Origin of the sequence: Riemerella anatipestifer (assembly GCF_009670965.2) — a bacterium.
Classification (GTDB): Bacteria; Bacteroidota; Bacteroidia; order Flavobacteriales; family Weeksellaceae; genus Riemerella; species Riemerella anatipestifer_B.
Window position 1 is genome coordinate 1,351,642 of record NZ_CP073239.1, and the last position, 25,206, is coordinate 1,376,847.

The following is a 25,206-nucleotide window of genomic DNA, read 5'->3' on the forward strand; positions in this document are numbered from 1 at the left end:
ATAAGAGAGCCTTTCTAAAAAAGCTCTCTTATTGCGGGGTTGATATTGAAGTAAAAATGAAAAAACTTATTATCTGTCTTTGTTTATATCAGAAGGAACAAAAGGGTTAGAGTCTATCTCTTGCTGAGGATATTGGTAAATGATTTTAGTGTCATTTGCCTTAAAAGATAATGGGACTTGGTGCCATGAAGATCTCTTTAAAGTAAGGGATAATCTTCTAGCATCATAGAGCTCTACCCCTATTTCACCATAAAGTTCTTTTCTTCTTTCTATAAGAATTTCTTCAAAAAGTTCTTCTCCTGTATTAGCAGATTTTACGGCTTTAGGGTCTCTATTTTGTTGTAATTGGAATAATAAGTCCTTAGCATGGCTTTCCTGTCCTAGTCTGTATCTTGCTTCGGCTTCTATTAAAATCATTTCTGAAGTTCTGATGTAAGGACACGCTGATGCATCTTTATTGAAAGTAAACTTATAAGTACTATATTTAGTATGGTTATTTACAGAAGGATTTACATCAAATAGTTTTCTTACATCTGTATCAGAGAACAAGTCATATAGAGATTTGCTGACATAGGTATTACTGTAACCATCATTCTCAAAAGATAAATCTGTAAAAGAATGCGGTGCTTGAGACCATGTGATAGACTGTCCTGCTTGTTGCCCATAACCTAGTATCCATTCTTGTGAGTCTAATTTTTTGAAACCTTCGGCGTATTCTGCAGCATTAAGTGCAGAGCTGACGGTTCCTCCATAAGCTAATTTTGCATATTCTGCGGCTTTTTGCCAGTTCTCTTTTACTTGATACACTCTAGCGGCGATAGCATAAGCAACCTGTTTGTTTACAAAAGCTTTGGATATTCTACTATATGAAAGATCTGGTAAAGCTGTTTCTAAATCGTTAGTAATGAAATTATAAACTTCTCCAGTAGTACTTAGAGGTTGAGCTTTTGTACTATAGCTGCTATAGATAGGAACTGCAGGAAGGTCTTTTGCGTACTTATATCCTAGCTGAAAGTCTTGCACAACTTCAAAATAAGATAATGCACGGAGTACTTTTGCTCTAGCAATAAGAGATTTTTTTTGAGTATCAGCTATGTTAGAACTTTTATTAACACCGTCTATAAACTCATTGCACTGGCGAATGATTTTGTAAAAATATTCCCATGTGAATTTAGCTCTACGGTAAATACTTATTCTATTGGTATTAGAATAGTCCCCCGCAAACCAGTTGCTGGGAACGATGAAATCCTCTCCTCTAACTGTTCTTGCGAAATAAACGCTTCCTAAATTTGTAGCATCTACGGTTGTACTGATATAGGTTTCGTTATCTCCTCTTAGAAGGCTTGTGATTCCTGTAAGGTTAGCTTCTGCGTTTTCTATACTTGCAAAAACTAGGCTTGGGCTAATTTCGTTTGTGGGTTGAGGTTCGTCCAAATATCTCTGGCAAGAGACGCTTCCTAGTAGTAGAGAAGCTAGAGCTAAAGTTTTTAATTTATTTAGTTTCATTTGTTTTAAAATTTTTAAAGTTCAAGTTTAAGTCCGAATGATATGGTTTTTAAATTAGAAGTTCTGTTGTTAGTAAGACCAGTTAGAGCTTGTTCTGGGTCTATATTCTTACGGGTTTGCCACGTAAATAAGTTATCTGCTTGTAAAAATAGTCTTAAGCTCTTTAATCCTATTTTTTCGCTGTCTTCTTTATTAAAATTATAACCTATGTTTAGAGCTTTTAATCTTACATAGTCATTTTTAAATAAGAATCTAGAAGATTGTTGATTTTCTTGTAATGTGGTATAGCTCAATCTAGGAACATCTGTAACATCACCTGGTTTCTGCCATCTTCTTTCTAAATCTACACTCTTAGAATATCCATCAAATTTCCCACTCATTAGTCTAGCATAGTCCCCATCATAGATATAAGAACCGAAGCTGAAATTAACGAGTGCATTTAGATCAAAATTTTTATATTTGAGATAGTTGTTTAAACCTCCTATTACAAAAGGTAAAGAACTACGATTGTAATAGCGTGTCGCTTCGGAATAACTTTCTGTAGTTACTTTGGTTACCTTTCCGTTAGCGTCGGTTACATCTTTATACCATAGTGGGTTACCATTGTCAGGGTTTACGCCTGCATACTCTTGTATATAGAAGTCATAGAGAGATCTACCAACTTCCCATCTTTTGAGAGCTGCTACAGTTTGAGGTTTGTTATCAGCACTTAGGGCAAGGATTTTATTTCTGTCGAAAGAGAAATTTAAGCCGGTATCCCATCTAAAGTTAGCAGTTCTTACATTTTTTGTGTTGATGCTAAATTCCCAGCCATAGTTTCTTAGTTTTCCTATGTTTGTAGTTATAGAGGTAGCACCAGTAGAACCAGCAGTTACAAGAGGTCCAACTAAATCTACAGAACGCTTATCATAATAATCTACATTAAGATTAACTCTATTTTGGAATAACCCTAATTCTATCCCTGCATTAAAAGACGCTGTTTTTTCCCATGTAAGAAAAGCATCTTTAGGTGAAGATAATATTACACCTATATTAGAACCTACAGAGTATCCACTAAGATAAGTACTAAGATAAGGGAAATAATTTTTTACTCCGTCAGCGTCTGTAAAATCATTGTTACCTAGCTCTCCGTAAGATGATTTTAGTTTTAAGAAACTGATGGTTTTGTTTCCTTTAAGGAAGTTTTCTTCACTTACGATATAAGCACCACCTACAGAGAAGAAGTTACCCCATCTGGTTTCCTTACTAAATACACTAGAACCATCTCTACGGAAAGACCCTTCTACGAAATATTTTTCTTTGTAGTTGTAGCTCGCTCTTCCAAGTAACCCGACCAATCTCTGTTGAAGAGGGTAACCAGAAACTGAACTAGGACTAGTGGCTCCACTAAGTGTTTCTATTCCAGAGAATAAACCTACTCCCATAGCACTCATATAGTCGTATGTTCTGTCAAAAGTTTCTACGATAGCATCAGCTGTTAGGTTGTGATTTCCTAGTTGTTTGTTATAGTTAAGGGAGTTTACAAAGTTTTTGGTACTTGCAATATCCCTTCTGCCTATTACTGCCCCTCCCTGTGCGGCATAGTCTCCAAATCTATTATTTCTATAATTGTGGTTGTTATAATTGTTCTGTTCCAAAGAGTAGTTAGAACGGAATGATAAATCTTTGGAGAAATCTATTTTTACAAAACCGTTTAAAGTAAGGGTGTTTACTCTGTAAAGATAGGTGTTGTCGTAAAGGTATCCAAGAGGGTTCACATTTCTACTAAAAGGTCTTTGGGAGTTAAGTACACTTGGGCTTCCTGCTCCATAGTCGTAGCTTAGATTGCCTTTGTCGTCATATACAAGGTTACCGTCAGAATCTCTTTTATGCACTGGATAAACCGAAGACAGAGTGTATATACTATTTATAGGGGAACCATAGGCTGTCCCTGATTGGGCTGGAATATTTCTTTTATGAGATATGTAGGCAGTGTTTAAACCTGCTGTTAACCATGGTTTTATCTTGGTTTCTAGATTTAACCTAGTTGAAAATCTTTCAAAATTAGTGGTCTTAACAGAACCTTCCTGCTTTAGATAGTTTACACTTAGGAAATAGTTGCTTTGGTCTGTTCCTCCAGAAACAGTAGCGCTGGTTTCACTTCTTTCCGCAGAACGATTAAGTAAATAGTCAGCCCAATTGGTGTTCCATAAAAGTTGAGCACCTGGCACTAGCTGTCCGTTAGCGTCTATAGGAGTTTTAACATTGTATGGGTTATACTGTAGCAATGGAATAACTTCAGCAGAGGCTTGAGCTCCTGCTAAATCTGTAGCTACTCCGTTTGCTACTTTAGAATTTCTTAATGCCTCCCAAGTGTAATTTAGGTATCTATTATTGTCTATCAATGGGTAAAGTTGATTAACTGGAGCTGCGTATCCTAAAGAAGATTGCACTGTAACTCTAGGAGCTCCTTTTCTACCTTTTTTTGTAGTTACTAATATAACACCATTAGCACCTCTAGAACCGTATAATGAGGTTGCAGAACCATCTTTCAGTACATTGATGCTCTCTATTTCCTCTTGAGATATGTTAGATAAACTCCCCGAATATTGAGCACCATCTACGATGATTAGTGGGTCTGAGCTCGCATTGATAGAGCCGATACCTCTCACTCGTATAGTAGGTGTAGCTCCTGGTGTAGAAGAGCCTATGATGTTAACACCTGGTACACTCCCTTGTATCGCTGTTGCGATATTAGAAGTTTGTTGAGTGGACAATACATCTTTCCCTACGCTAGACACGGAGCCTACTATAGCTTTGGCTTTTTGTTTGCCATAGGCTACTATTACCACTTCTTCGATAGCTCTCGTTTTTGTGCTATCTTTTACCTTTACTTGTGCTTGTATATTATTTCCAAGCACTAAAAACAGACCTAATGCTCCTGCATTTAGTAGTTTCCTTTTCATAAGTTGTATAATTTTTTATTTTTTTAAACTTCAAAATAAAAGGCCTTAAACATTGTGTTTAAAGCCTTCCGTCGGAACTGAAATATTATCAACTAAAAACTTCTCACACAAATAATGCCGTTTGTTTTCTCTTCATCATGGTCATGATAAAAAGAAATAGGTGAGGGTTTTTATTGATAGTGTTGTATAACATTATTGTAACTGGTAACTGATTATTTACACTGCAAAATTATATCATATTGAAATAAAAAACCTAATTATTGCTTAATAAAAGATATTAAATTTATTTTTGTTGTATTTTTTAGTTTATTTTTCTTTTACTTTGTATATTTGCTGAGTAAAACCGAAAAAAAATAATGAAGTTAGATCAAGTTGATATTAGTATCCTCAGGGAATTGGTTAAAGATAGTAGCCAAAGTGTGAAAGAAATAGCGGCTAAGGTGAGTTTGTCAGTAACACCTGTGCATGATAGGATAAAGAAATTAGAGGCTAATGGTTATATTAAAGGCTATACAGCTATTGTAGATGCCGAAAAGTTGGGGTATGGCTTTACCACCTATATGCAAATTAAATTAATTAAGCATCAGGAAGAGATTTTTAATAAGTTTAAAGAAGAAATATTGTCTTTTGAGGAAGTCACAGAGGCGGCATTTACTTCTGGGGATTATGATGTTATTATGAAACTTTTGCTAAGAGATTTGCACCATTATGAAGAGTTTATCCTAAGAAAAATATCAAAATTAGATATTATAGATAGTGTTAAGAGTAGCTTTACATTCAAATATATTAAGAATAATCATCAAGCGGTAAGTGTTGAAAATATTAAATAAGGAAAAGGTGTTTTCAAGGTGTTTTTTATAAAATAATCTGTATTTTTACCATGTGAAAGTAGAGAAAATTATATTGGGTATAGACCCAGGTACTACCGTAATGGGGTTCGGGATTATTTCCGTTTTAAATCAGAAGATGGAGTTGGTTTCTATTAACGAATTGATTTTAAAAAAATACCCTAACCACGAAACTAAATTGAAGTACATTTTTGAGAGAACTCTATCACTTATAGACGAGTTTCATCCAGATGAAGTAGCATTAGAGGCACCTTTCTATGGGAAAAATGTACAGAGTATGCTGAAGTTAGGGCGGGCTCAAGGAGTAGCTATGGCGGCGAGTTTATACAGAGATATTCCTATTACTGAGTATTCTCCAAAAAAAATCAAAATGGCGATTACAGGCAATGGTAACGCAAGTAAAGAACAAGTGGCGGGCATGTTGCAAAATTTACTTAAACTTAAGGAGTTTCCTACCAAATATCTAGATGCATCTGATGGATTGGCGGTGGCGGTTTGTCATCATTTTAATTCGGGTAAAATAGTAACAGGTAAAAATTATTCAGGGTGGGAAAGTTTTATAAAACAAAACCCAGATAGGGTTAAATAAATCATCTTTTATGAAAGCACTAGAAAATCGTCAGGATATAGAGACGTTAGTTAATCGTTTTTATGATAAGGTTGGGAAAGACGCTACCATAGGCTTTTTCTTTAATGAAGTTGCAAAAGTAAATTGGGACGAACATTTACCAAAAATGTATGCCTTTTGGGAAACGCTATTATTTAGTAAGGTATCCTATAAAGGAAATCCGATGGGGGCTCACTTTCCTATCAATGATTTAGTACCTATGGAAAAGCATCACTTCGAACATTGGCTAAAACTTTGGACAGAAACTATTGATGAGCTCTACGAAGGCTCTATGGCAGAAACAGCTAAATACAAAGCGGCTAATATTGCCAATCTAATGGCTTACAAGATGGAAATGGCAAGGCGATAGTTATGGTAAATGCAGAAGAAGTTTTATATTCCATTGCCCTTCGGCGAAGTCCTTTGGTGGGAGATGTTACATTTGCAAATTTAGTGGGCGAAGTTGGTTCTGCTAAAGAGGTTTGGAGTTTGCCTCAGTCGGAACTAAGAAAAATATCAGGTATAGGTAAACAAATTGCCTCAAACATCGGAGATGAAAGTCTTTTAAAGTTTGCCGAAAAGGAAGTTGAGTTCTGCATTAAAAACGAAATAAAAATCAATCTAAGACATCTTAATCAGCTTCCTCGTCTTTTAGGTGAATGTTATGATGCTCCAGCTATTCTTTTTCAAAAAGGAGATTATGAGGATACCGCTAATAATATTAGTATTGTTGGGACGAGAAATGCCACTGCTTACGGTAAGTCGTTTTTGGAGGATTTAATTGTTCAGTTTAAAGATAAAAATATTCAAGTCATTAGTGGTTTAGCTTTAGGTACAGACGGGATAGCTCATCAAGAGGCTTTAAAAAATAACATAAAAACTTCAGCAGTTTTAGCACATGGTTTACATATTGTTTATCCGTCTAAACATAAAATTCTTGCTGAAGAAATATTAAGTAATGGAGGAGCTTTGTTCTCTGAATTCTGCTCTGATGAAAAACCAGATAGAGAACATTTTTTGCAAAGGAATCGTATTGTAGCAGGGCTTTCGGCTAATACGATTGTGGTAGAGTCTGCTTATGCTGGCGGTTCTATTAGTACGGCGAGTTTTGCTAATCAGTATAATAGAGAAGTGTATGCTCTTGCGGGGCGTCTTACTGATAAGTATAGCCAAGGCTGCAATCATCTTATTTTTCAAAATAAAGCTAAAATCATATCTTCTATTAAAGGTTTGCTAAAAGACCTAGATTTGGATAATACTTCTAAAGTTTTGGAGCTTTTTCCTTCGGTTGAGGTTTCTTTAACTCCTATTCAGAAGCCTATTTATGATATTATTAAAGAGACTAATGATATTTCTTTGGACGACTTGTCAGAAAAGTTAAATCAACCCATTTCTAAAGTATTTCCAGTTCTGTTAGAATTAGAATTATTGAGGTTGATAAGAGCAAATTCTGGGAGGAGATATTCAATTGTTTAGCTAAAAAATCACTTTTTTAAAATTGATATTTTGGGCATAATAGTGTCTTTTTTTTAATTAAAACTGACTTTAATTAAAATTTTGATGTTAATGTATTTGATTTGTATAGGTTTTGATAAAAATTAAAATCAGATTTGTGTAATATCAAAAAAAGGTTATCTTTGTTGGCATCAATTAAACGCTATGGAACAATATAATGTAGAACAAAAAATTCAAGAATTTATAGCAAATGTAGAGGCTAAAAATCCTAATGAGCCAGAATTTTTACAAGCTGTGAAAGAGGTGGCTGTTACTGTAATTCCGTTCATTGCTACCAAAGAAGAATATAGAGGTAAAAAACTTCTAGAAAGAATGGTAGAGCCGGAGAGAACAATTATTTTTAGAGTTCCTTGGGTAGATGACAAAGGAGAAATACAAGTAAATAGAGGGTTTAGAATTCAGATGAATTCGGCTATCGGACCTTATAAAGGAGGAATTAGATTCCATCCTACTGTAAATCTTTCAGTACTTAAATTTTTAGCGTTTGAACAAGTGTTCAAAAACTCTTTAACTACGCTTCCTATGGGTGGTGGTAAAGGAGGTTCTGATTTTGACCCACAAGGTAAATCAGATATGGAAATTATGAGATTCTGCCAAGCATTTATGACAGAGCTTTGTAAACATATTGGACCTCAAACCGATGTTCCTGCTGGAGATATAGGTGTGGGAGCTCGTGAGATAGGTTACCTTTTCGGTCAATATAAAAAGATAAGAAACGAATTTACAGGAGTGCTTACTGGTAAAGGATTGGCTTATGGTGGTTCTTTAATTCGTCCAGAAGCTACAGGATATGGAGTGGTTTACTTCGCAGAGCAAATGCTAAGAACGGTAGGTGAGGAAGTTAAAGGTAAAACATTTACGGTTTCAGGATTTGGAAATGTGGCTTGGGGAGTAATTAAGAAAATTGACCAACTAGGAGGTAAGGCGGTTACTATTTCTGGTCCAGATGGATATGTTTATGATAAAGATGGTATCACTGGTGAAAAAATAGATTTCTTATTAGAGCTTAGAGCGAGCGGAAATAACCGTGCAGAGGATTATGTTAAAAAATATCCAGAAGCTGAGTTTCACGCAGGTAAGCGTCCGTGGGAGGTGAAGTGTGATGTGGCTATCCCTTCTGCAACTCAAAACGAGTTAGATTTAGAAGATGCTAAAAAACTAGTAGAAAATGGTTGTATTTGTGTTACTGAGGCGGCTAATATGCCTTCTACACTAGATGCAATTAATCACTTTATAGATAACAAAGTTCTTTTCTCTCCAGGTAAAGCGTCTAACGCTGGTGGTGTAGCTACTTCTGGATTAGAGATGACTCAGAACTCTATTCGTCTTAACTGGACTTCTGAAGAAGTAGATGCTAGATTGAAAGAAATCATGATAGGTATACATAAAGTATGTAGAGACTACGGAAAAGAGGAAAATGGTTATGTAAACTATGTGAAAGGAGCAAACATCGCTGGGTTTGTTAAAGTAGCAGAAGCTATGTTAGCACAAGGTGTTGTTTAATACAATAAACCTTCTCGTGGGGTAATACGAGTAAAAAGTAAAATGAAAGAAAGAAGTTTCTCAGGATTTCCTGAGAAACTTTTTGTTTATATCAGGGGCTTTAAACATACATAAAACATTTATTTTCATTAAAAAGAGTTTCTATTGAAAAATAATTTATATTTGAGTAACTAAACATTACAGTAATGGAACGCCAAAAATACATTCCTAAAAATAAAGTGAGAGTTGTTACCGCAGCTTCTCTATTTGATGGGCATGATGCTGCTATCAATATTATGCGACGTGTCATACAAAGTACAGGCTGTGAGGTTATCCACTTAGGGCATGATAAATCAGCGGAGGAGGTGGTAAATTGTGCTATACAAGAAGATGCTAACGCTATAGCTCTTACTTCCTATCAGGGAGGGCATAACGAATATTTTAAGTATATCTATAACCTTCTTAGAGAGAAAGGAGGTGCACAAATTAAAATTTTTGGCGGTGGTGTTATTCTTCCTGAGGAAATTAAAGAATTGATGGATTTTGGTATTGACCGCATCTATTCTCCTGATGATGGTAGAGAAATGGGACTGCAGGGTATGATAGACGATTTGGTTCAGAAATCGGATTTCCCTACAGGAAAACATATCAAAGTAGAAGATTTAGATTCTATTTCATTTAATGATTCTAAAAGTATAGCTCAGGTAATTTCAGCGGTAGAAAATTTTTCTGATGAAAAAAAAGAGTTAATAGAAGAGATAGATAGAAAACTTGCTATTAGAGATAGTAAAGATATTCCCGTGGTAGGGATAACAGGAACGGGAGGTGCTGGTAAATCTTCTTTGACAGATGAATTGGTACGCAGATTTCTTCGCTCTAATCCAGATAAGAATATTGCGATTATTTCTATAGACCCTAGTAAAAAGAAAACAGGAGGGGCTTTACTTGGAGATAGAATAAGGATGAATGCCATCAATGATAAACGGGTATATATGCGTTCTATGGCGACTAGAGAAACTAATGTCTCAATTTCTCCTTACATTCATTCTGCAATTAAAGTTCTTAGATTGGCACAACCGGATTTAATTATTTTAGAAACTTCAGGTATAGGTCAGAGTGGTTCTGAAATTTCGGATATAGCGGATATTTCTATGTATGTAATGACACCAGAGTATGGTGCTGCTACTCAATTAGAAAAAATTGATATGTTAGATTATGCCTATTTGGTAGCCTTAAATAAGTCTGATAAAAGAGGAGCTCAAGACGCACTTAATGCTGTAAGAAAACAGTATCAAAGAAATCATCTACTGTGGGAACAGCCTTTGGAATCTATGCCTGTATTTAGTACCAAAGCGAGCCAGTTTAATGATTTGGGAACTACCGAGCTTTTCAATGCTTTGGTAGAAAAGCTTAATAAGCAATTTTCAGAACTGAATTTGGCAAAGTATGAAGAGCATATTTTTCAGGAGGAAGTAACTATAATTCCACCAAAAAGGGTAAGATATTTATCAGAGATTGTAGATAGTAATAAGCAGTATGATGAATATGTCATCAAACAGGCAGGTTTGGCTCGCAAGATGTATCATATAAAGGGAGTTAAGGATTTGATGGAGCAAAACGATTTTCTAGTTTTAGAAAATGAATATCAAAAGCTAAAAAAAGAACTTTCTCAGGAAAATATAGACTTTTTGGAGCAATGGGAACAGACTAAAGCAGATTTATCTAAAGATAGTTTTTCTTATTTTGTGAGAGGTAAAGAGGTGAAAGTAGAAACAAGAACAGAATCTTTGTCACAACTCAAGATTCCTAAAATAGCGCTTCCTAAGTTTAGTGATTGGGGAGATTTGGTACGCTGGAAAGGGCAAGAAAATCTACCAGGAGGATTTCCGTATACAGCAGGTATCTATCCTTTTAAGCGAACGGGAGAAGATCCAACGAGAATGTTTGCTGGAGAAGGTGGTCCAGAGCGAACTAATCGTAGGTTTCATTATGTTTCTGAAGAAATGCCTGCTAAAAGGCTTTCTACAGCTTTTGATTCAGTAACACTTTATGGGCAAGATCCAGCATTTCCACCAGATATTTATGGGAAAATAGGTAATGCAGGGGTTTCTATAGCCACTTTAGACGATGCTAAAAAACTATATTCAGGGTTTGATTTGGTTAGTCCATTAACCTCTGTTTCTATGACTATCAATGGTCCAGCGCCTATGTTGTTAGCGTTTTTCATGAATGCTGCAATTGATCAAAATGTGGAGAAATTCATAAATGAAGCCGATGATAGAGCATATTATGAGGAAATTATAGAAAAAACTCTAAAAGAGAAATTTGATAAAAAAGGTTTGGTAAGACCAGCATATAGTGGTTCTTTACCTTCGTCTAACAACGGCTTGGGGCTAAAACTTTTAGGGCTTACAGGAGATGAAGTGGTGTCTAAAGAAGTCTATGAACATATTAAAAAAGAAACTATAGCTACAGTAAGAGGAACGGTTCAGGCAGATATTTTGAAAGAAGATCAAGCACAAAACACTTGTATTTTCTCTACCGAATTTGCACTGAGGCTTATGGGAGATGTTCAAGAGTATTTTATTAAAAATAAAGTAAGAAATTTCTATTCAGTTTCTATTTCTGGTTATCATATTGCAGAAGCAGGAGCTAATCCTATTTCTCAGTTAGCATTTACTTTAGCTAATGGCTTTACTTATGTAGAGTATTATTTAGCAAGGGGAATGGATATTAACGATTTTGCACCTAATTTATCTTTTTTCTTTTCTAATGGAATAGATCCTGAGTATGCTGTGATAGGTAGGGTGGCTAGGAGAATATGGGCTAAGGCGATGAAAGAAAAATATGGAGCGAACGAACGTTCACAAATGCTTAAATATCATATACAGACTTCAGGAAGATCACTGCATGCACAAGAGATTGACTTTAATGATATTAGAACAACACTTCAAGCACTATATGCTATTTATGATAATTGTAACTCTTTGCATACCAATGCTTATGATGAAGCTATTACAACACCAACCGAGGAGTCTGTGAGAAGAGCGATGGCAATACAGCTTATCATCAATAAAGAATTAGGTTTAGCAAAAAATGAAAATCCGTTACAAGGGTCTTTTATAATAGAAGAATTAACAGATTTAGTAGAAGAAGCGGTTTATGCTGAGTTTGACCGCATTACTGAAAGAGGTGGCGTATTGGGGGCTATGGAAACAATGTATCAGCGTTCTAAGATACAGGAAGAGAGTATGCATTACGAATGGCTGAAACATACGGGTGAGTATCCTATCATCGGTGTGAATACCTTTCTAAGTAAAGAAGGTTCTCCTACGGTTTTACCAGTAGAAGTAATTCGTTCTACGGAGGAAGAAAAACAAGCTCAAATCAATAATTTGGAAGCATTTCAAAAATCAAACGAAGAAAAATCTAGATATTGGATTGAACAATTGCAAAAAGACGCCATCAATCAAGAAAACTTATTTAACACTATGATGGAGGCGGTTAAATATTGTTCTTTAGGGCAAATCACCAATGCTCTTTTTGAGGTGGGTGGTAAATATAGAAGGAATATGTAATATTTTGTTAATCAAATGAATAAAATACTTATTGATAATACAGAGAAATTTGTAAAAGATAAATTAGAAGGAGCAGAGGCGGGACACGATTGGTTTCATATAGAAAGAGTGTGGAAACTTTCTCAAAAAATTCTAAGTACCGAGAAAGAGGCTGATGAGGAAGTAGTAAATCTTGCGGCTTTATTACACGATATAGCCGACCCTAAATTTCATAATGGAGACGAGGCTTTAGCACTCCAAATATCAAGAGATTTTTTAACTAAGGAAGGTGTTTCGAAAGAAATCATTGATGAAGTTTTATTTATTATCAAACATCTTTCCTTTAAAAATAAAGAAAATCAACCAAAAGAATTACCTATAGAGTTTAAAATTGTGCAAGATGCAGATAGACTAGATGCCATCGGAGCGATAGGTGTAGCAAGAGTATTCAACTTTGGTGGGTATAAAAATAATCCAATGTACAACCCTGAGATATTACCTCAAAAAATCTTTGATAAAGAGCAATATAAAAAATCAGAAGGAACTACAATTAACCATTTTTATGAAAAATTATTACTCCTAAAAGATTTAATGCAAACTACTGAAGGCAAAAGGATTGCAGAAAAAAGACATCAGTTTATGTTAAGTTTTTTAGAAACCTTCTATCGCGAGTGGAATTTATTGGAATAATTAAGAATTCATATATTTGTGCCTGTTAAATATTTTTATTAAATGTTTGGTTGATGGAAACACTGTCGTTTGTTCTTTTTATACTGTTATTGATTTCTCTGATAAGGATAAATAGGTTAAAGCTATACCGAAAAATAATTACTGTTGTGGGAGTGCTTTTTTTTGGATACTGGATTTTTACTAAAATTTATCCTAATCCTGTTGGAGGAAGTATTGCTATTCAGCTAGTTAATAAACACCCACAAACGCTGGATTTTTATAGTCTAGAGGTTTCGGATAAGGAGCATAATATTGTACATTTAGGAGATATTCGTTCTGAGCATTATCGTGTATGTCATTTGGGAATGAAGGATACAGATGAGTTTTGGCTAGTTGCTTTTTCTGGGAAGAAGATGGTTTATTTTACCCAACATATAGTAGGAAATAAAAATGAAGACCTTTATATTGAGGCTAATAACTATCTTAATCAGAGCGTTAAACTTTCCAGTATTGCAGAAAAGCAAATCAGGCTTTATAAGAGAGAAGGGCTAAGAGATGCAGTTTGGGTTACTTTCTGTTTTTTAATATTGTTCATAAATATTGTGTCTTGGGTAAAGAAAAAATAGAAAATATTTTCGGATAAATTTCTTGGTTATATAAAAAATGTCTATATTTGCACACCTAAAAATGGTTCCGTGGCCGAGCGGCTAGGCAGAGGTCTGCAAAACCTTGTACAGCGGTTCGAATCCGCTCGGAACCTCAAGTTTAAAATCTCACAACATTGTTGTGAGATTTTTTTTGTTGGTTATATTCAATAAAAAGTTACATTTGTTGATATTAAGTTGGTAGTTATGTTTTTAGATTTTTTTCTACCCAATAGATGTCTAAAGTGTAATCTTATTATTCCTTCTGAGGAAATTGTTTGCTGGGCATGTAAGTCTCATCTTAATTTTACTCATGATGATTTTGGAGGAAAGGCGGGATTTTATCAAAAAGTTATTCTTAAGTTTCCTGTAACTAAGGCTTTTAGTTTGATGAAGTATGAGAAAAAAGAGCTTTCTCAAGACATTATACATGCTTTAAAGTACCATTCTATGGAACGAGTGGGTAAGGTGCTAGCTCATTGGGTTTCTGAAAATATAGATTTATCTGGTCAAGGGATAGATATACTAACCAACATTCCACTTCATCCTAAAAAACAGAGAGAAAGAGGTTATAACCAGCTGCATTTGTTTACAAAAACATTATCTCAGTTACAGGGGATACCATACTCTCATTATCTTCTTAAAAGAAATTTCTATTCTAAGCCTCAAGCCTTAAAGCAAAAATTGGATAGAGAAAAGGTGCAAAATATATTTTCTGTAGATGAGAAAATGGAAGGTAAACACATCTTACTTATAGACGATGTATATACCACAGGAAATACAATGAGTAAAGCGGTTTGGGAGCTTTTAAAAGGAAATGGGAATCAGGTGAGTGTTTTGGTTTTAGCAATAGATAAGTAAATAAGTGTTTAATTACATTTCCTTTTTGTATTGAGGTTTATATCTTTTGTTTAATTATAAAATGTTTATTGGTGCTTTTGCCCTTATTTATAGGATTATAGAGCATTGTGGAAAACTTATATAATTAGAATCCAAAAGATTAAATAATCTCTTCATATTTCGTTTCATTTTTAGACTTTCATTTTCTATTTTTGTAAAAAGGACTTTAATAAGTCTTTTTGTAATCAATTGATTGATTTTTAAGTTATTATATAACTCTCTTCTTTTTGGGAGAATAGCTAAGGATTAAAAAACTGAATAAATAATATTATGGGGATTTTTGAGAAACGAATAAACTACAAACCTTTTGAGTATCCAGAAGTAATGCAGTACATAGAGGCGATTAATAAGTCTTTTTGGGTACATTCGGAGGTAGATTTTACAGCGGATATACAAGATTTTCATTCGCAACTCGAGCCTCATGAGAAAAACGCAGTTAAGAATGCTTTGTTAGCGATTGCTCAGATTGAGGTGTCTGTAAAAACCTTTTGGGGTAATCTTTATAATCATCTCCCTAAGCCTGAGTTTAACGGATTAGGAGCAACTTTTGCAGAGTGTGAGTTTAGACATTCAGAGGCTTACTCAAGATTGCTTGAAGTTTTAGGCTACAACAATGAGTTTCTTAATGTCATTGAAAATCCTGCTATTAGAAAAAGAATAGATTTTCTAACCGATGTACTTAAAAACTCAAATTCTTCAACGCCTAAGGAGTATGTATCTTCTTTATTGTTGTTCAGTATTTTAATAGAAAATGTATCATTGTTTTCTCAGTTTGCCATTATTCTTTCCTTTACGAGGTTTAAAGGCTATATGAAAAATGTGTCTAACATTATTGCTTGGACTTCTGTAGATGAGCAAATTCATGCCAATGCGGGGATTTATATCATCAATAAAATAAAGGAAGAACAGCCTGAGCTTCTTCAAGAGGAAGACATAGAGGCGATTTATAATATTGTTAGAACTTCGGTGGAGTTAGAGTCAGAAATATTGGATTGGATTTTTGAGATGGGAGATTTAGACCATTTGTCAAAAAAACAGCTTCTCAGTTTTATGAAATATCGTATAGATGATAGTTTGAAAAGAATCGGTATGGCTTCTATGTTTAATATTACAGAGGAAGAATATAAGCCAATGGTATGGTTTGAGGAAGAAGTTTTTGCTAATTCGTTAGACGATTTCTTTGCCAAAAGACCAGTAGATTACACAAAACACGATAAGAGTATTACCGCTAATGACTTGTTTTAGAAAAGTTTTTAATCTAAAGCAAAATAAAATATAAACAAGAAAAAAACAAAATGGAAGAACTACAAGATATATGGTGGTTAAATGAGGAGTCTGAACAAATGCTCAATAGAGGTTATCTTCTGAAAGGAGAGACGGTGCATGGAGCTATTAAAAGGATTACTACGGCCGCTGCTAGAAGACTTTATAAACCAGAGTTACAACCAGCCTTCGAAGAGATGATTGTGAAAGGTTGGATTAGCTTTTCGTCTCCTGTATGGGCGAATATGGGAACGCAGAGAGGTCTTCCGATTTCTTGTTTCAATGTTCATATTCCAGATAGTATTGAGGGGATTACCCACAAAATGGGGGAAGTTATCATGCAAACCAAAATAGGTGGTGGTACTTCTGGTTATTTTGGGGAACTTCGTCATAGAGGGACAGCAGTTACAGATAACGGTAAATCGTCTGGGGCAGTTTCTTTTATGAAGTTGTTTGATACAGCTATGGATGTGGTTTCTCAAGGAGGGGTAAGAAGAGGGGCTTTTGCGGCTTATCTAGATATAGACCACGGAGATATAGAGGAATTTTTAACGATAAAAGACATCGGTAGTCCTATTCAAAACCTATTTACGGGCGTTTGCGTGCCAGATTACTGGATGCAAGATATGATAGATGGGGACATTGATAAGAGGAAGATTTGGGCTAAAGTTTTAGAAAGCAGACAGCAGAAAGGGTTGCCATATATTTTCTTCACCGATAATGTCAACAGAAATAAACCTCAAGTTTATAAAGATAAAGGGTTGTTGGTTAATGCGAGTAACCTTTGTTCAGAAATTATGTTGCCATCTACTCAGGAGGAGTCATTTATATGTTGTCTTTCTTCTATGAATTTGGAACTTTATGATGAGTGGAAGGATACTAATGCGGTTAAGTTGGCAATTTATTTCTTAGATGCAGTATTGTCTGAATTTATAGAAAAAACAGAGGGCAACTATTATCTACAAGGAGCTAGAAATTTTGCGATGAAACACAGGGCTTTGGGGCTGGGTGTTTTAGGATATCATTCGTATTTGCAAAAAAATATGATTCCTTTTGAAAGTTTTGAAGCTACTCAATTCAATGCTAGAGCATTCAAACATATCAAAGAACAAGCGGAAGCAGCTTCTAAAGAATTGGCTAATATTTATGGTGAACCAGAATTGCTTAAAGGTTACGGTATGAGGAATACTACGCTGATGGCAATTGCACCTACCACTTCTAGTTCGGCTATTTTAGGGCAAACTTCTCCAGGGATAGAGCCTTTTGCATCAAATTATTATAAGGCAGGTTTGGCTAAAGGTAACTTTATGAGAAAAAATAAATACCTTAAAAAACTATTAGAAGAGAAAGGTTTAGAAAACGAGGAAACATGGAGAAATATTATGCTTAACCATGGTTCTGTACAACATTTAGATGGTCTTACGGAAGAGGAAAAAGCTGTTTTCAAGACTTTCAAAGAAATTTCTCCTATGGAAATCATTAGCCAAGCAGCTCAAAGACAGCAGTATATAGACCAAGCTCAATCTTTGAACTTGCAAATTCCATCTACAATGCCTGTAAAAGATGTTAACTTCTTGATGATAGAAGCATGGAAAAAAGGTGTTAAAACACTTTACTATCAGAGAAGTTCGTCTGTATCCAAAGAATTGATGGTAAACTTTGTAACTTGTTCTAGTTGTGAAGCATAGATAAATATAGAGTGTAATAATTAAAGTTGAGGAAGATAAAACCGTAGTCTTAGGGCTATGGTTTTTCTTTTTATTGAAGGTTTTATATATTTGTTCAAAGTATCAATAATATGTGGAGAATTATATTTATTGCCCTGATTTTATTTTTTGAAAGTTTTTTAGCTCAAAATTTAGAGGAACAGGCGGATAGCATTATGGCAAAATACAACATTCCCGAAATGGCGTTCGCTGTTGTAACGAAAGATACTATATTGGTGCAAAAAGTAAGGGGGCATCACAGAATTACTGAAAAGAAAGGAAAACCCAACGCTTCCTTTGAAGATTTATTTCATTTAGGTTCCAATACTAAAGCCATTACAGGGTTTATTTCTGCATATTTGGTGGAACAAGGTAAAATAAAATGGAAAACCAAGTTTTTTGATTTATTTCCAAAACTTAAAAAGAGTTCAAATCTTAAGTATCATAGCATAACTTTAGAAGATTTATTATGCCATAGAGCTAATGTTCAGCCTTTTACTAGTGGAGAGGAGTATAGTAAACTTCCTAAATTTAAAGGAACTAAGCAACAGAAAAGAACTAAATTCGGAGAATATGTTTTAACGCTTTCTCCGATAGAAAATAAAAATACTTACAATTACTCAAACGCGGGATATAGCATTGCGGCAATGATGCTTGAAAAAGTTTCGGGAAAGTCTTGGGAACAACTGATAGAAGAAGTGTTAAAAACAAAATTAGAGATAGACTTTCGGTTGGGTTGGCCTAGTAGAAGTGCCCAAAATCAACCTTTAGGACATTGGCTAGAAGATGGAAAACAAGTTGAAGTTTTACCAAATGTTAATTATGATTTGAGTTTAGCAGAACCAGCGGGAGACTTAAGTATGAATATTTACAATTATTCCAAGTTTATACAATTAAATATACAGGGGCTTTCTGGGGAAAGAAATATTTTGACTCCTGAAACTTATCAATACTTACATACTTCCAAAAAAGACTATTCTATAGGTTGGAGTAATTATCAAGATAAAACTCAAGAAACTTCAGAGCATTCAGGTTCAGATGGCACGTTTTTTTCCTATGCTCAAATTGATAGAAAAAAGCATTTAGGTTATATTATATTGGTAAATAGCGGAACAGCGGAGGCACGAAAAGGTGTTTTTGAAATGTTAGACCTTTTAAAAAGGAAGTATAAATAGAGAAAAAAAGTAATTGACTAAAACTTAAAAATGAAATTCGGAAAAGTATTAGACCCATCGGTAGTAGATTTTACATTGCCTAGTTCACATCCAGATACTCTAAGGATATTGGGAGGGAAGCCTGTTCAAAAGCTAAATATTTCAGTAGGTTGTGCCAAGTGGAATAAAGCAGAGCTGAAAGGCTTTTATCCAAAAGGGACTAAAGATGAACTGTCTTATTATTCTACTCAATTTAACTCTATTGAACTTAACGCGACCTTTTATAGTTTACCTTCCGCTGAGCAGGTTGCTGTATGGAGAGATAAAACACCCGCAGGGTTCAAGTTTTTTCCAAAAATCACAAATACCATATCTCATTACCGAAGGCTAATCAATATCAATGATGTGGTAACGCAATACGCTACTTCAATTTTAAACTTTAATGAAAAACTTGGAATGGTGTTTTTGCAACTCCATGATAATTTTCAACCTAAAAACTTTGACCGTTTAGAGAGGTTTGTATTAGATTGGCCTTGTGAAATTCCTTTAGCCATAGAACTAAGAAACGAAAAATGGTTTTCTGATGAAACAGTATTTCAAGAAACTTGTAATCTTTTTGAAAGTAGAAATATTACTAATATTATAGTGGATACGGCGGGAAGGAGAGATATGTTGCATCAAAGACTTACCACGTCCACAGCATTTATTCGTTATGTAGGAGCAAATACAGATAGCGATTATACAAGATTAGAAGATTGGGTACAACTCATTAAATATTGGAAGGAACAAGGTTTACAAAACCTATATTTTTTTGTACATCAAAATTTAGAGGAAGCCTCTCCGCTTCTTTCCGCTCATTTTATCCAAAAACTTAATGAAACTTTAGGGGAGGACTTACAAATCCCTAGAATGGCTATTCCTACAACACCAACCTTATTTTAATAAAATAAGCCTAATAAAAATGTAGGTAGTATTATATATTACTATATGTTATAATTTCTAAAATTTTTTCAATTTGTATATCAGATAATTATATATGATAGATAAAAAAAGTGTATAAAACATTTGGAGTTAATTCCGAAGAATATGTATTTTTGCAGCCTCGATACGAGAGAGTAGGAGTAGATTGATTAGATTAAATACTTAGTAGTAATAAGCCTTAAGAATAAGGAGGAGTGTTGCGAGAGGTGTTTAGCGGTGTTGAGAAAAAATATTTAAAAATTTTTTCAAAAAACATTTGGTCAATTAAAAAAAACTTTTTACTTTTGCACTCGCAAATCGGAACTGAGGTAATCAGTGAGGGATTTAGCGAGAAGAATAGAGAACATTGAAAGATACTATAACAACCAAGTAAGGAAAAAACCAAAGCGTAACAAAACTTTGAGTGAGACAGGAAAAATATACAATGGAGAGTTTGATCCTGGCTCAGGATGAACGCTAGCGGGAGGCCTAACACATGCAAGCCGAGCGGTAGAGTATCTTCGGATACTTGAGAGCGGCGTACGGGTGCGGAACACGTGTGCAACCTGCCCTTATCTGGGGGATAGCCTTTCGAAAGGAAGATTAATACCCCATAATATATTGATTGGCATCAGTTAATATTGAAAACTCCGGTGGATAAGGATGGGCACGCGCAAGATTAGATAGTTGGTGAGGTAACGGCTCACCAAGTCAATGATCTTTAGGGGGCCTGAGAGGGTGATCCCCCACACTGGTACTGAGACACGGACCAGACTCCTACGGGAGGCAGCAGTGAGGAATATTGGACAATGGGTGCAAGCCTGATCCAGCCATCCCGCGTGAAGGACGACGGCCCTATGGGTTGTAAACTTCTTTTGTACAGGGATAAACCTACCCTCGTGAGGGTAGCTGAAGGTACTGTACGAATAAGCACCGGCTAACTCCGTGCCAGCAGCCGCGGTAATACGGAGGGTGCGAGCGTTATCCGGATTTATTGGGTTTAAAGGGTCCGCAGGCGGGCTAGTAAGTCAGTGGTGAAAGCCTACAGCTTAACTGTAGAACTGCCGTTGATACTGCTAGTCTTGAGTATAGTTGAGGTAGCTGGAATGAGTAGTGTAGCGGTGAAATGCATAGATATTACTCAGAACACCGATTGCGAAGGCAGGTTACCAAGTTATAACTGACGCTGAGGGACGAAAGCGTGGGGAGCGAACAGGATTAGATACCCTGGTAGTCCACGCCGTAAACGATGCTAACTCGTTTTTGGGCTTTAGGGTTCAGAGACTAAGCGAAAGTGATAAGTTAGCCACCTGGGGAGTACGACCGCAAGGTTGAAACTCAAAGGAATTGACGGGGGCCCGCACAAGCGGTGGATCATGTGGTTTAATTCGATGATACGCGAGGAACCTTACCAAGGCTTAAATGGGAATTGACAGCTGTAGAAATACGGTTTTCTTCGGACAATTTTCAAGGTGCTGCATGGTTGTCGTCAGCTCGTGCCGTGAGGTGTTAGGTTAAGTCCTGCAACGAGCGCAACCCCTGTCACTAGTTGCCATCATTAAGTTGGGGACTCTAGTGAGACTGCCTACGCAAGTAGAGAGGAAGGTGGGGATGACGTCAAATCATCACGGCCCTTACGCCTTGGGCCACACACGTGATACAATGGCCGGTACAGAGGGCAGCTACACTGCGAAGTGATGCAAATCTCGAAAGCCGGTCTCAGTTCGGATTGGAGTCTGCAACTCGACTCTATGAAGCTGGAATCGCTAGTAATCGCGCATCAGCCATGGCGCGGTGAATACGTTCCCGGGCCTTGTACACACCGCCCGTCAAGCCATGGAAGCTGGGGGTACCTGAAGTCGGTGACCGTAAAAGGAGCTGCCTAGGGTAAAACTAGTAACTAGGGCTAAGTCGTAACAAGGTAGCCGTACCGGAAGGTGCGGCTGGAACATCTCATTTTAGAGACTCATTTGGAGTATAAACAAAAATAAGAAAGCTTACTTAAAGTAGCTTTGGTTTTTTTACTGGTTGGTATATAAAGAAATAACCCCTAAGATTAGTATCAGGGATAAGAAAGAGATTAGAAACTAGAAGTTGGAAGTTAGAAATAAGGATGAGAATCTAAATTCTAACAATCTAAACTCTGACATCTAAGACAGTCTCGTAGCTCAGCTGGTTAGAGCGCTACACTGATAATGTAGAGGTCGGCAGTTCGAGCCTGCCCGAGACTACTAATTAATAGAGGTTGGATACTAGAAGTTAGAATTTAGAAGAAGTTGAATGTCTAAAATCTAACATCTGAAATCTAACATCTACACTAATGGGGGAATTAGCTCAGCTGGCTAGAGCGCCTGCCTTGCACGCAGGAGGTCAAGGGTTCGACTCCCTTATTCTCCACTAGGGTTAGATATTTAATTTAAAAGTGACAGATGGAGCCAAACACAACATCAGTTCATTAAATATTTAGCGAGCGTAAAGCACATTGACATTAACGGTAAAAGACATCACAAAGAGAAAACCGAGCACTTATAAGTGCTTGAGTAACCAAAAATATTAGGAAAGAAATCGTTAAGGGCGTATGGCGGATGCCTAGGCTTTCAGAGGCGACGAAGGACGTGGTAAGCTGCGAAAAGCTACGGGGATTGGCACACACGAATTGATCCGTAGATATCCGAATGGGGCAACCCAATACATTGAAGATGTATTACTGCGTAAGCAGAGCAAACCCGGAGAACTGAAACATCTAAGTACCCGGAGGAAAAGAAATCGAAGAGATTCCGTAAGTAGTGGCGAGCGAAAGCGGATTAGCCCAAAAGCTTTTATATGTTTAATAGAACACTTTGGAAAGAGTGGCCATAGAGGGTGATAGCCCCGTACATGAAAGGCATACATAAGTGATAAAAGAGTAGGGCGGGACACGTGAAATCCTGTCTGAATATGGGGGGACCATCCTCCAAGGCTAAATACTCCTGAAAGACCGATAGTGAACAAGTACTGTGAAGGAAAGGTGAAAAGCACTTCGAATAGAAGGGTGAAAGAGAACCTGAAACCGTACGCCTACAAGCGGTCGGAGCAGCTTAGTGCTGTGACGGCGTGCCTTTTGCATAATGAGCCTACGAGTTAATTTTACTAGCGAGGTTAAGTAATTAAGTTACGGAGCCGAAGCGAAAGCGAGTCTGAATAGGGCGAATAGTTAGTAGGATTAGACGCGAAACCTTGTGATCTACCCATGGGCAGGTTGAAGCTTTGGTAACACAAAGTGGAGGACCGAACCGGTTGACGTTGAAAAGTCTTCGGATGACCTGTGGGTAGGGGTGAAAGGCCAATCAAACTGGGAGATAGCTCGTACTCTCCGAAATGCATTTAGGTGCAGCGTTGATGTTAAGTTTATTAGAGGTAGAGCTACTGATTGGATGCGGGGGTTTCACCGCCTACCAATTCCTGACAAACTCCGAATGCTAATAAATGTTCATCAGCAGTGAGGGCATGGGTGCTAAGGTCCATGTCCGAGAGGGAAAGAACCCGGACCAACAGCTAAGGTCCCTAAATATATGCTAAGTTGAAATAACGCGGTTGGACTGCATTGACAGCTAGGATGTTGGCTTGGAAGCAGCCATTCATTTAAAGAGTGCGTAACAGCTCACTAGTCGAGCGGTCCGGCATGGATAATAATCGGGCATAAGCATATTACCGAAGCTATGGGATGTATTAATACATCGGTAGGAGAGCATTCTATCGGCGCAGAAGCAGTATCGTGAGGTATTGTGGAGCTTATAGAAAAGAAAATGTAGGCATAAGTAACGATAAAGGGGGCGAGAAACCCCCTCACCGAAAGACTAAGGTTTCCTCAGCCATGCTAATCAGCTGAGGGTTAGTCGGGACCTAACGCGTACCCGAAAGGGGAAGTGGATGGACAATGGGTTAATATTCCCATACTTGCTCACACTAAAAAGGGGACGGATTGCCGTACTTACTGAAGACTGACGGAATAGTTGAGACCTAGCCTACGGGCGAAGTTGTTGTAGGGAAAGCAGTTCCAAGAAAAGCCGAAGTGAAGCAACCCGTACCAAAACCGACACAGGTAGTCGAGGAGAGAATCCTAAGGTGCTCGAGTGAGTCGTGGCTAAGGAACTAGGCAAAATAGTCTCGTAACTTCGGAAGAAGAGACGCCAACAGTAATGTTGGCCGCAGTGAAGAGGCCCAGGCGACTGTTTATCAAAAACACAGGACTCTGCTAAATCGAAAGATGCTGTATAGGGTCTGACACCTGCCCGGTGCTGGAAGGTTAAGGAAGGTGCTTAGCGTAAGCGAAGGCATTAACTGAAGCCCCAGTAAACGGCGGCCGTAACTATAACGGTCCTAAGGTAGCGAAATTCCTTGTCGGGTAAGTTCCGACCTGCACGAATGGTGTAACGATCTGGGCACTGTCTCAGCCACGAGCTCGGTGAAATTGTAGTATCGGTGAAGATGCCGATTACCCGCAATGGGACGAAAAGACCCTGTGAACCTTTACTATAACTTCGTATTGACTTTGAGTAAACAATGTGTAGGATAGGTGGGAGGCTATGAAGCTGGCACGCTAGTGTTGGTGGAGCCGTTGTTGAAATACCACCCTTTGTTTACTTAGAGCCTAACTCGGAAACGAGGACATTGCGTGGTGGGTAGTTTGACTGGGGTGGTCGCCTCCAAAAGAGTAACGGAGGCTTTCAAAGGTACCCTCAGCACGCTTGGTAACCGTGCGTAGAGTGTAATGGCATAAGGGTGCTTGACTGTGAGACCTACAAGTCGATCAGGTGCGAAAGCAGGACATAGTGATCCGGTGGTTCCGTATGGAAGGGCCATCGCTCATAGGATAAAAGGTACTCCGGGGATAACAGGCTAGTCTCCCCCAAGAGCTCACATCGACGGGGAGGTTCGGCACCTCGATGTCGGCTCGTCACATCCTGGGGCTGGAGAAGGTCCCAAGGGTTGGGCTGTTCGCCCATTAAAGTGGCACGCGAGCTGGGTTCAGAACGTCGTGAGACAGTTCGGTCTCTATCTATTGCGGGCGTTAGATGTTTGAGAGGGCTTGAATCTAGTACGAGAGGACCGATTTGAACAAACCTCTGGTGTATCTGTTGTGCCGCCAGGCGCACCGCAGAGTAGCTAAGTTTGGTAAGGATAAGCACTGAAGGCATATAAGTGCGAAACCTGCCTCAAGATGAGACATCTTTTAAGGGTCGTGGGAGATGACCACGTTGATAGGCTACAGGTGTAAAGTTGGTAACAGCATAGCCGAGTAGTACTAATTACCCGTAGATTTATAGCCTAATGGGTTATGTTAAAGAAGCCTTATAAGTGCGAGCAAGGTTTTGTCTTTGTGATGAAAATTACCGATAAAATAGACGTTAGATTAAAGATATTGGACGTTAGTATAATAGAAATGGTTACAACAACCGTTTTCAAACTCT

General features: G+C 37.1%; 15 protein-coding genes, 3 tRNA genes and 2 rRNA genes. 18 read left to right on the forward strand and 2 right to left on the reverse strand.

Features of this window, described 5'->3' with window-relative positions:
• Positions 1-69 precede the first annotated feature (69 nt).
• Together D1J36_RS06240 and D1J36_RS06245 are read right to left on the reverse strand one after the other, a co-directional pair.
• Positions 70-1,506 carry a RagB/SusD family nutrient uptake outer membrane protein gene (locus tag D1J36_RS06240; RefSeq protein ID WP_154137649.1) on the reverse strand — a complete coding sequence of 479 codons (1,437 nt, stop codon included), beginning with the start codon at positions 1,504-1,506 and terminating at the stop codon, positions 70-72.
• A gap of 14 nt (positions 1,507-1,520) precedes the next feature.
• On the reverse strand, positions 1,521-4,451 hold the full coding sequence (locus D1J36_RS06245) for a SusC/RagA family TonB-linked outer membrane protein (RefSeq protein WP_154137650.1): 2,931 nt from the start codon (positions 4,449-4,451) through the stop codon (positions 1,521-1,523).
• Positions 4,452-4,807: 356 nt separating this feature from the next.
• On the opposite strand from D1J36_RS06245, the gene D1J36_RS06250 reads away from it, so the two are divergent.
• The 18 genes from D1J36_RS06250 to D1J36_RS06335 all read left to right on the forward strand — a co-directional run bounded on the left by D1J36_RS06250 (position 4,808) and on the right by D1J36_RS06335 (position 25,064).
• Positions 4,808-5,281, forward strand: coding sequence for an Lrp/AsnC family transcriptional regulator (locus D1J36_RS06250; protein WP_154137651.1), 474 nt, complete (start codon positions 4,808-4,810; stop codon positions 5,279-5,281).
• Positions 5,282-5,333: 52 nt separating this feature from the next.
• On the forward strand, positions 5,334-5,888 hold the full coding sequence (gene ruvC, locus D1J36_RS06255; protein WP_014938003.1) for a crossover junction endodeoxyribonuclease RuvC: 555 nt from the start codon (positions 5,334-5,336) through the stop codon (positions 5,886-5,888).
• A gap of 10 nt (positions 5,889-5,898) precedes the next feature.
• The gene (locus D1J36_RS06260) at positions 5,899-6,276 is read left to right on the forward strand and encodes a group III truncated hemoglobin (RefSeq protein WP_154137652.1); all 378 of its coding nucleotides are present in this window, start codon (positions 5,899-5,901) and stop codon (positions 6,274-6,276) included.
• A gap of 2 nt (positions 6,277-6,278) precedes the next feature.
• Positions 6,279-7,382, forward strand: a complete 1,104-nt coding sequence (gene dprA, locus D1J36_RS06265) for a DNA-processing protein DprA (protein WP_154137653.1) — start codon at positions 6,279-6,281, stop codon at positions 7,380-7,382.
• 183 nt (positions 7,383-7,565) lie between these two features.
• The gene (gene gdhA / locus D1J36_RS06270) at positions 7,566-8,924 is read left to right on the forward strand and encodes an NADP-specific glutamate dehydrogenase (RefSeq protein WP_049334426.1); all 1,359 of its coding nucleotides are present in this window, start codon (positions 7,566-7,568) and stop codon (positions 8,922-8,924) included.
• Positions 8,925-9,109: 185 nt separating this feature from the next.
• Positions 9,110-12,481: a methylmalonyl-CoA mutase family protein gene (locus D1J36_RS06275; protein ID WP_154137654.1), complete on the forward strand. Its 3,372-nt coding sequence runs from the start codon at positions 9,110-9,112 to the stop codon at positions 12,479-12,481.
• Between the two features lie 15 nt (positions 12,482-12,496).
• Positions 12,497-13,150, forward strand: a complete 654-nt coding sequence (locus D1J36_RS06280; RefSeq protein WP_154137655.1) for an HD domain-containing protein — start codon at positions 12,497-12,499, stop codon at positions 13,148-13,150.
• A 146-nt stretch (positions 13,151-13,296) separates the two neighbouring features.
• Positions 13,297-13,755 carry a hypothetical protein gene (locus D1J36_RS06285; RefSeq protein WP_252339348.1) on the forward strand — a complete coding sequence of 153 codons (459 nt, stop codon included), beginning with the start codon at positions 13,297-13,299 and terminating at the stop codon, positions 13,753-13,755.
• Between the two features lie 63 nt (positions 13,756-13,818).
• Positions 13,819-13,889 (forward strand) — tRNA-Cys (locus D1J36_RS06290).
• 91 nt (positions 13,890-13,980) lie between these two features.
• Complete coding sequence (locus tag D1J36_RS06295) at positions 13,981-14,634, forward strand: ComF family protein (protein ID WP_154137657.1); 654 nt, start codon at positions 13,981-13,983, stop codon at positions 14,632-14,634.
• 309 nt (positions 14,635-14,943) lie between these two features.
• Positions 14,944-15,918, forward strand: a complete 975-nt coding sequence (locus D1J36_RS06300) for a ribonucleotide-diphosphate reductase subunit beta (RefSeq protein ID WP_153929509.1) — start codon at positions 14,944-14,946, stop codon at positions 15,916-15,918.
• A gap of 50 nt (positions 15,919-15,968) precedes the next feature.
• Complete coding sequence (locus D1J36_RS06305) at positions 15,969-17,624, forward strand: ribonucleoside-diphosphate reductase subunit alpha (RefSeq protein WP_154137658.1); 1,656 nt, start codon at positions 15,969-15,971, stop codon at positions 17,622-17,624.
• A 110-nt stretch (positions 17,625-17,734) separates the two neighbouring features.
• Entirely contained in the window at positions 17,735-18,817 is a 1,083-nt protein-coding gene (locus tag D1J36_RS06310) for a serine hydrolase domain-containing protein (RefSeq protein WP_004918073.1), read from the forward strand.
• A gap of 30 nt (positions 18,818-18,847) precedes the next feature.
• The gene (locus tag D1J36_RS06315) at positions 18,848-19,738 is read left to right on the forward strand and encodes a DUF72 domain-containing protein (RefSeq protein WP_154137659.1); all 891 of its coding nucleotides are present in this window, start codon (positions 18,848-18,850) and stop codon (positions 19,736-19,738) included.
• A gap of 460 nt (positions 19,739-20,198) precedes the next feature.
• Positions 20,199-21,715: ribosomal RNA gene (locus D1J36_RS06320) — 16S ribosomal RNA — on the forward strand.
• Positions 21,716-21,913: 198 nt separating this feature from the next.
• Positions 21,914-21,987 (forward strand) — tRNA-Ile (locus D1J36_RS06325).
• A 92-nt stretch (positions 21,988-22,079) separates the two neighbouring features.
• A tRNA-Ala gene (locus D1J36_RS06330) sits at positions 22,080-22,153 on the forward strand.
• Positions 22,154-22,314: 161 nt separating this feature from the next.
• Positions 22,315-25,064: ribosomal RNA gene (locus tag D1J36_RS06335) — 23S ribosomal RNA — on the forward strand.
• The 16S and 23S rRNA genes sit together here with 2 tRNA genes alongside, the layout of an rRNA operon.
• Positions 25,065-25,206 lie beyond the last annotated feature (142 nt).